Source organism: Myroides injenensis M09-0166 (assembly GCF_000246945.1).
Lineage (GTDB): Bacteria > Bacteroidota > Bacteroidia > Flavobacteriales > Flavobacteriaceae > Flavobacterium > Flavobacterium injenense.
Genome location: NZ_BAEX01000116.1, coordinates 1 through 9,259, shown reverse-complemented (window position 1 = coordinate 9,259; position 9,259 = coordinate 1). Strand labels below are relative to the sequence as shown.

Sequence of the window (9,259 nt, the reverse complement as noted above, 5' to 3'; positions counted from 1 at the left end):
ATAATTAATATCGTTTTTTTCATTTCTTTCTTATTAAATATTAGAATTTTACTCTTACACCACCAGTAATAGTAGATAATGGTGCATATTGATAAACTGAAGATTGTCCATATTCACTCATAGATGGATTATATCCTTTTCTCTTAGTAAATAAGAATAAATTATCACCAGAAGCAAAGAAATTAATTTCAGCCAAACCTAATTGTTTTAAATAAGTTTGCGGTAAACTATAACCAATACGAATATTATTTATACTCAAATAATCTGTCTTAGTGATAAATCTCGATGAAGAAGCATTTACATTCACATCAGCATTATTAGACAATCTTGGGACATCTGTAATATCGCCAGGTTTTTGCCAACGATTAGCAATATCTTTATGCCAATTGTTAGATCCTATCCTGCCATTTCCCATTAAAGTAGCATATGAGCTATCATAACCGTATCCACCTAAACTATATAGCATTTGAACAGAAAATTCCCAACCTTTAAATCCAGCATTTAAATTAATACCTCCAGATACTTTTGGTATTGCAGATTTTCCAATGTAAGCAATAGTTGCTTCTGCAGCACTATATGTTTTTTCTTTAGTTAACTTTCCTTCCATTTCAGGATTATTAGCTAAGAAATCTGTAAGTGATACTACATTTTGCTTTTGTCCTGCGGCATCAATATAAGTATAAGTGTACCATTGTGCTTGTCCTGTTTGTGAATCTACACCTGCCCACTCTCTAGTATAAAAATCAAATAAAGAATGTCCTTCAGATCGACCATATAAACCATCTACATCCAAAACTTTTCTCTTACCAGTACTTGGATCAACTGGCATTTCTGTCAAGCGATTTCGCAGAAAATTCCCATTAACTGACAAATCAATATATGCATCTTTTTTCTGAAGCAAATGCCCAGTAACTTCAAACTCTAGACCCTGGTTACGTAAATTACCGTCATTTACAGTCATTAGCGCATATCCTGCTGATGGACCAACACGTCTTGTGAAAATTAAATCCTCAGTATTCTTCACATAATAATCTACATTAATATCTAAGAAACGTTTCAAACTTAACTCTATTCCAACTTGAAACATTTTACTTTTCTCCCAAGATAAATCTGGATTACCAATTATACTTTCATATATCGCTAAATCTCCCCCATAGGTAGAAACATCCCACAAATTTTCGCCAGGGTAATAACTTCCGACTGACTGATCACCTATTAATCCGTAACTACCCTTAAGTTTCAAATTACTAATAACATTTTGATCTAACATAAAATTCTCTCGTGACGCCACCCATGAACCACTAATAGAATAAAAAGTCCCCCATTTATCCTTTTTAAAACGAGAAGAGCCATCGCGTCGAACCAATCCACTTACAAAATATTTTCCAAGGTAATCGTAATTCAAGCGACCAAAATAACTTTCTAAAGTATTATCAAGCTTATATCCTAACGGTGGGCGAGAAGAAGCAGAAGCATTATTCAATTCTGTTCCATTAGGATCAGCAAGATTATTCTTACTTGCTGCATTATATCTGTATTCATATGAATTATTCTCATGTGCTATCATAGCTTCCAAACTATGATCTCCTAATAATTTCTTATAACGTAAAATTTTTGTCCAGTTATAAGTGAATACTTCAGTTTTTACTTTAGTTATTGACCCTCCCATAGAAGCAGAAGAACCATAAAATCTATTACCTAGTATATCTCTAGTCGCGTTATAATACTGTCCACCAACATTAGTTTCAAATGTTAGCCCTTCATATAAATTCACAACAAAAGAAGTACTTACATTCACTTCATCTCGAGTAGTTCTATCTTTACCATAAGTAGCATCTCCTACCGCATTTGTTAATGCTCCAAAACCACGACCAATTCCGTAGTCAAACTCGTCTCCTCCATAGATATCACGTACCTTATTACCTTTAGCATCGCGTAAAAATAATGGATAAATAGATGGAATATTATCAACAAACCAAAATACACTTCCTGAATCACTACTTTGACCATTATTATTACTCTGAGAATGTGTATACCCAACATTCATTTTAGCATCTAACCATTCTTTCGGTTTATGCTGAATATTTAAACGAGCAGTGACGCGTTCATAATCAGAATTAATTGAATATCCTTCATCCTTTAAATATCCCAATGAAGTAAAATATGAAGTAGTTTCAGCTGCTCCCCCCATCGTCAAGTTCCCCTCTATACGACGCGAAGATTGAAAAGCATAATCTCGCCAATCCTCGGGATTATAGCGTCTGGTAACATCAGATCTTACTTTTCCCGTTGCAGGATCAATTAATTCACCACCATTAGCTACATTCCACATATTGTAACGTGGATCAATACCTACTTTCTCATTAAACATATTTTGATTTGCCCAAGCATAAGCTTGTGCATCATCAAAACCTCCTTTAATCTTACCATAGTTTCGCAATGCCTCATGTGAATATTCAGCATACTGCTCTGGAGAGGTAATAACATCATACCCTGGCAAAGCTCTCCAATTAACACCCGTCTTCATGTCTACTTGAATAAAAGACTTATTACCTTTTCCAGATTTAGTATTAATAATCACCACACCGTTCGCACCTCTCGATCCATAAATAGCAGTTGCAGCAGCATCTTTTAAAACACTCATTGATTCAATATCACCAGGATTAATAGATGAAATATTTCCTAAATAAGGAACACCATCAACTACATATAATGGACTTCTATTACCATTAACAGAACCAAATCCTCGAATACGGACAGTAGGTTCAGCTCCAGGTTGACCAGTGGAAGTAATCACCTGTACACCTGCTGACTCACCTGCTATTGCACTTACAGCATTGGCAACATTTTTATTCTCAATTTGCTTAGCAGTAACTTGAGTAGCAGATCCTGTAAAAGATTCTTTAGTAGATGTACCATATCCAACCACCACCACTTCATCTAGAATATTATCATCTGACAACATTTCTAAATTGTGAGTAGAAGTTGCCCCTACTTTATATTTCACATCATTCATTCCTATAAAACTAAACACAACAATTTGTCCTTGTTTAACTTTTAGAGAATATCTCCCATCTAAATCTGTCTGAGTCCCCATCTGAGTCCCCTCAATTACAACAGATACACCTGGCAAAGGAAAACCACCCTCGCTCACTACTCCTGATAGAGTTTTATCCTGAGCAAAACCTACTTGCACCAATAACACAAGGACTAAACTCAAGAACCATTTGTACTTTGACTTCATTTTAAAATATTGATTAGTTAGTTTCACAAATCTATTAATTTTATGTTAATACACAAATTAACAAAACCAAACAATTAATCAATATAACTCTACTAAATTAATTCTTTTAACAAAAAAATATAATTATAAACAAAAAATAAACAATATACACTTCAAAAATCATATAATTAACAATTAAACAAATAATTCCTAAAAAATAAATATTTTTAACAATTATAAAATATAAATATTATATTTTATCAAAATATAATATTCAAATAAAGTTAATTACAGATAATTAATTTAATTCGTTAACATATAAAATACAATAAACCTTAGCTAAGTGAATTCACAAAATAATGATCCTACTATAATCCCAACATGATCCCACAATGATGCCGCTAAAACTATTAGGTATAGCGGCATCATTGCGAGACCATAGCGGCATCATTGCGGCATCACTACAACCAAAATAGTGAAATCGCTATATACATATCCTTAATAAATAACCCTGACAACCTCACCGACCTAACAAAATATAGATATCACTACATACAAAAAAAGCCCAAACAAAAATGTTTGGGCTTTAAAATTTTAAATAAATTGTAATTTTATTGTTTCAATTTATTTTGATCAATATGGCTTGCATTAATTTCACTCTGAGGTATAGGAAAAGCTAATTTATAACTTCCATATTCAGCTCCTTCAGTATATTTTGAGTTTTCACCTTCTTTATCACTACTTGTAATAACTGGAGCAACACCTTCTTTATTACGCATTAAATCATCAAAACGCAATCCTTCAAATACAAACTCTTTTCTTCTTTCTGATAAAATATCATCTAGGTTTAAAGAACTAACCGGTTTTGCTGATTCGTAACGCTCACTTAATAATTCATTAAATAAAGCTAAAGCTTTACCGTCATTACCAGAAGTACGTTGAGCTGCTTCAATATAATTAAACACTAACTCTTCATATCGCATTACCTTTACATTAGAAGTTATACCAGGGTATTTACCAAAATTACGGTAGTTTTCACGATTATAACGATCTGTAGCATTTACAGTTTCGCCTTCAGCTATCAATTGATAGTTATCAGTACCAACTTTTTTGTATTTACCTTTTGAACTTTTGATATAATTATAATCTTGCATTTTTTTACTTGCACGAATATCACTAGCATCATTAAATAAACTAACTAAGCTTAAGTCGATTCCAACAACATCACCATATCCATCATATGAGTAGATATTGTAGATAGAGTTATTTCCTTGATTATTAACATTATCTTGCGCTAATTCGAAAACTGAATTAATTTGTGGTTCCTCAGCTTTAAAAGAATCAATAAATGCACCTCTCGAAATAATAGATCCGCCAATTTCAAGTGCTTGTTCAGCACTTTCTTTTGCTATTGTAAAATCATTACTATCAAAAGCACCAAAGAATAAAGCAATGCGTGATTTAAAACCTAACATAGCTTGTTTTGTCATACGTTTTTTATTGCTCATATCAGTATCAACTAATTCTAGAGCTTTATCAAGATCTTGATAAATTAAATCACGTACTTCTCTTACACTTCTTCTTTTGTAGTTCTTATTATCTAATTCTGCGAAATTAAAAATATAAGGCACACCTAAACCGTCTAATCCTAAATTAGCAACATTCTGTTGACCAAATAATCTTAAAGCATCAAAATGAGCTACCGCTCTAATTGCATAAGCTTCAGCTTTACTTTGGTTTATTGCCTTCTTATCACCCTCAGTAACATCTGATTGAATAGCTAAATTTGCAGAGTTTACAACTTTGTAAATTTGTTGCCAAGTATCGGCTGGATAAATATGATTAGGAGTCAAAGTGAAATTTGACACAATCTGAAAACGATTAGAAAAACCAGGTTTAGCAAAAGCATTGTCACTTCTAACTTCTCCAAACATAATCATATCTCTTCCATAGTAAGCTGAATTGACCATTCTAAAGTAAGCTCCTGTAACGCGCGCTTTTAGCTGAGTTTCATTTTTTGCAGGTGTAGTTTCATTATCAACACTTTCCTGCATAGACGAATCCAATCTATCATCTGTACATGAGGTTAATCCTCCTGTTAAGACAACTAAAGATAAGATTGAAAATATAACTTTTTTCATAAATTTTTAAAACTTAACATTAATAGAGAATACAAATGATTTCACTGGAGGTGTAGCAACACTCACATATCCTGTAGCATCAACTTCTGGATCGTATTTTAATCCACTATCTTTCACCCAAGTCCACAAGTTAGTTCCAATAATAGACATTGATAGTCCATCAATTTTTAATGCACGAGTAATATCAGAAGTGAAATTATAACCTAAAGTTACATTTCTCAAACGAAGGTAATCACCGTCATGTAAAAATCTTGTAGAAGCAGAAGTTGCACTTTTGTTTCCTCCAGTAGCAGTATATTCAACTAATGGCACATCTGTAATATCTCCAGGTTTTTGCCATCTATCTAACATTTGAGATGAAGCATTAGAAGAAACAATAGCAGAAGTAGTATTAGCAGTTTTAAATGCATATTGCTCATAAACTTTATGTCCTCCTGCAAAAGTTACCATACCATCTGCAAACCATCCTTTGTAATCTATATGAAGATTAGCACCTCCTGTAAATTTAGGTAAAGCACTTGCTCCTTGGAATTTTGATTGTGTTTTTGCATCGTAAACACTAGTCTTAGTTCCATCTAAATTATACCATAAAGGTTGTCCAGTTTCAGGATCTACTCCAGCCCAAGTTGGCATATACCATTCACCAACTGAATGACCTTTAATATTAGCAGTATAAGAACCAATAACTTCTAATTGTTTTCCATTTTCTGTTGGCATTTCAGTAATTCTATTTCTTACTGTACCAAAGTTAGCTCCAAAAGAGATATTAAAATCTTCTGAACGAACGATATCAGCATTAAATTCTAATTCAACACCACGGTTGTCTAATGATCCCATGTTCATCATTTGACTTTCGAACCCAGATAATTTAGATAATGTTCTATTATATAGTAAGTCACTAGTTTTACTTTGGAAATAAGCAGCTCCTAAAGTAATGCGATCATTTAAGAATCCAACCTCAAGACCAAAGTCTAATTTCTTTTGTTTTTCCCATCCAATAGGTCCACCTAATTGGCTAGGAATTAAACCAGCTTCTCCATCATAAGTAACGATATCCAAGCGTTGAACATACATATTAGGATTAATTTGAGAGTTACCATTTGTTCCATAAGAAGCACGTAATCTCAAAGTAGAAATTGCTTGTTGTTGTAACATCCAATCTTCCATATGAACATTCCAAGCACCACCTACTGAAAAGAAAGTTCCGTTTCTATCTGTAAATTTAGAAGAAGACTCTCTTCTACCTGTAACATCTACTAAGAATCTATTTTGGTAATTATAATTTAATATACCAACATAACCTAAGTTAGAATCATCAATAAATTCATAAGCTGCATCTTTATTAGCAGCCGCTGCACCTAGAGATGTAAGTCCTTCAAGTACTATTTGTCCATCACCTTGTAAAATATTGCGTTTAGATTTTTGGTACTCGATTAATACTTTAGCATCAAAACGATGTGAATCACCTAAGTGGAATCTATAATCTAATCCATTCTGAGCAATATAAGTAAAGTTTCTTCTAATATATTTAGAAGCTGTTCCTTGATAATTTTTACCATCACCATGAACTGGGTTTCTATAACCACTATAATCAGCTAGCGTATAGTCAATTCCCATGTTTGAAGTAAACTTCAAGTCATCAGTAATATTATATGCAATAGAGTTAGAGTTAATTACTCTAGTTACATCGTTTAAATCTTGATTATGTTTAGTTGTATAAACCACGTTATGATAACCAGATGGAGGTAAATAATAAGAACCATCAGGGTTATAAAGTGGATTCCATGGATTCATCACCAATTTGATATAGTTAGGGTTTGAGAAATAAGCTCCCCCTTCAGAAATACCATTTTGTTTAGTATTAGTAACTTTAATACTTGTGTTGAATTCTACTTTATCAGTAATTTTCTGCATGAAAGATAAAGAAGCACCAATTCTTCTGAAATCAGAACCAATTACAGTACTTTCCATTTTATCATGTGATAATGACGCATAGAAGTTATTTCTTTCTCCACCACCTGTAGCAGAAAAATTAATACTTGTCAAAGGTGCATCTTGATTCTTCACATAGTCTCCCCAATTATTATCAGGTCTACCCGAAGCAACCCAAGCACCGTAGTTTCCACTATTTCCAAAGTTAGCTAAAGCATATTCACCAGCTTGTTCTCTGCTGAAACCTTTATCTGCACCATAAGTATTATAAACACCATCTAAAAAGATTTCTTCTTTCTCACTAGAGCTTAATAATCTAGGTCCTTTAACAGCGTTACGTTGGAATCCTACTCTTGTACTAAAGTTAAACTTAGTCGCTCCTGTTTTTCCTCTTTTAGTAGTAATTAAAATTACACCATTCGTACCACGAGCACCATAAACTGCAGTTGCACCAGCGTCTTTTAATACTGTCATCGACTCAATATCAGCAGGATTAATAGTTGCTAATAACGATAATGATGTAGATGGAGAAGAACCATCAGATGTCTGGTTTCCACCAGAGAAATCCCCATCATACATAGGAATACCATCAATCACATATAAAGGCTCATTTGTAGCAGTCATAGAGTTACGACCACGAATACGAATGTTTTGCTTCGCTCCAGGAGAACCAGAAGAAGCAGACATTTGAAGTCCAGCTACACGTCCTTGTAAAGCTTGGTCTGCAGAAGCCATAGGCGTAGCAGCTACTGCATCACCTTTAATCGCAACCGCATTTCCAGTCACCTCATTTTTAGTTTTAACTTGACCATAAGCCATAACCACAACTTCTTCTAACATCTCTTCATCAGAAGCCATTGTAACGTTATAACTATTAGCATTTCCTACTTTGTAAGAAACATCTTTTAAACCTATAAAAGAAAACTCTAGAATGTCACCAGGTTTAACTTGAAGAGAATAATTCCCGTCTAAGTCAGTTTGTGTTCCATTTTGAGTTCCCTTAATAATAACAGACACACCAGGTAAAGGCATACCACCTTCAGATACAACCCCAGTTAATGTCTTTACTTGCGCAAACGATAATTGCACAAATAGCACCATAACAAGTGCTAAAGTCCATTTAAACTTTGATATCATTATTAAATTGAATTAGTTAGTTCACAAACTTAAAAAAGTAATCTAAAAACTAACAATTCCTTATATTTATTAACTTCAATAGCGTTTAAATATCAAAACCAATTACCCACAATAATATAATAAATGTTAAAACAACAAACAATAATCACTAAAAATAACAACAAACAAAACAATAAACACAACTAAATAATAAAAAAACACAAACAAAACCTTAACAAGGTTTATTTTTTAACAATAGATGAAGCCTAAAGATTGAATTAAGCGTTATCTAGAGTAATATTATATCATTATAGAAATAAATTAATCCATGTATAGTTATTATATTTACTTTTTCTAAAAAATATTATTAATGTTACTCAAAAATTATTCAGGACATATCCTAGAAGCAGGAACTGATGAGGCAGGCAGAGGATGTATTGCTGGACCAGTAACTGCAGCTGCAGTAATTTTACCAGAAGATTTTGAAAATGACTTCGTCAATGACTCAAAACAAATCACCTCTAAACTCCGCTATAAATTAAGAGAAATAATCGAAGAAAAAGCACTAACTTATAAGGTTACTCACATTTTTGAGGATGTGATAGAAGAAATAAATATCCTGCATGCCTCAATAAAAGCAATGACTGAATCGGTAAAGGTCTTAAACCCTTATCCAGATTTTCTTATTATAGATGGAAACAAGTTTACTCCTATCCCTAATTTACCCTATCAATGTATTGTAAAAGGTGATTCTAAATATTTAAGTTTAGCTGCCGCATCTATTCTAGCAAAAACATATAGGGATGATTATATGGATAAAATACATGAAGAGTTCCATACTACGTGT

The 9,259-nt window shown here is 32.9% G+C and carries 4 protein-coding genes; 1 reads left to right on the top strand and 3 read right to left on the bottom strand.

Translation table 11 applies throughout. From position 1 onward, the window contains the following. Positions 1-40: 40 nt before the first annotated feature. The 3 genes from RH98_RS14080 to RH98_RS14070 all read right to left on the bottom strand — a co-directional run bounded on the left by RH98_RS14080 (position 41) and on the right by RH98_RS14070 (position 8,433). On the bottom strand, positions 41-3,244 hold the full coding sequence (locus RH98_RS14080) for a SusC/RagA family TonB-linked outer membrane protein (RefSeq protein ID WP_010256353.1): 3,204 nt from the start codon (positions 3,242-3,244) through the stop codon (positions 41-43). A gap of 590 nt (positions 3,245-3,834) precedes the next feature. Next, positions 3,835-5,364, bottom strand: a complete 1,530-nt coding sequence (locus RH98_RS14075; protein WP_010256351.1) for a RagB/SusD family nutrient uptake outer membrane protein — start codon at positions 5,362-5,364, stop codon at positions 3,835-3,837. A gap of 6 nt (positions 5,365-5,370) precedes the next feature. Then, positions 5,371-8,433 (bottom strand): SusC/RagA family TonB-linked outer membrane protein, encoded by a 3,063-nt coding sequence (locus RH98_RS14070; protein ID WP_010256349.1) that lies wholly within the window; start codon positions 8,431-8,433, stop codon positions 5,371-5,373. 349 nt (positions 8,434-8,782) lie between these two features. Between RH98_RS14070 and RH98_RS14065 the strand changes: the two genes are divergently transcribed. Further along, positions 8,783-9,259: ribonuclease HII (locus RH98_RS14065; protein WP_010256347.1), on the top strand; the 477-nt coding region annotated here is incomplete at its 3' end.

Coding starts and splice junctions, on each gene's coding strand:
- RH98_RS14075 (WP_010256351.1), bottom strand. CDS start 5,364: ATGAAAAAAGTTATATTTTCAATCTTATCTTTAGTTGTCTTAACAGGA.
- RH98_RS14070 (WP_010256349.1), bottom strand. CDS start 8,433: ATGATATCAAAGTTTAAATGGACTTTAGCACTTGTTATGGTGCTATTT.
- RH98_RS14080 (WP_010256353.1), bottom strand. CDS start 3,244: ATGAAGTCAAAGTACAAATGGTTCTTGAGTTTAGTCCTTGTGTTATTG.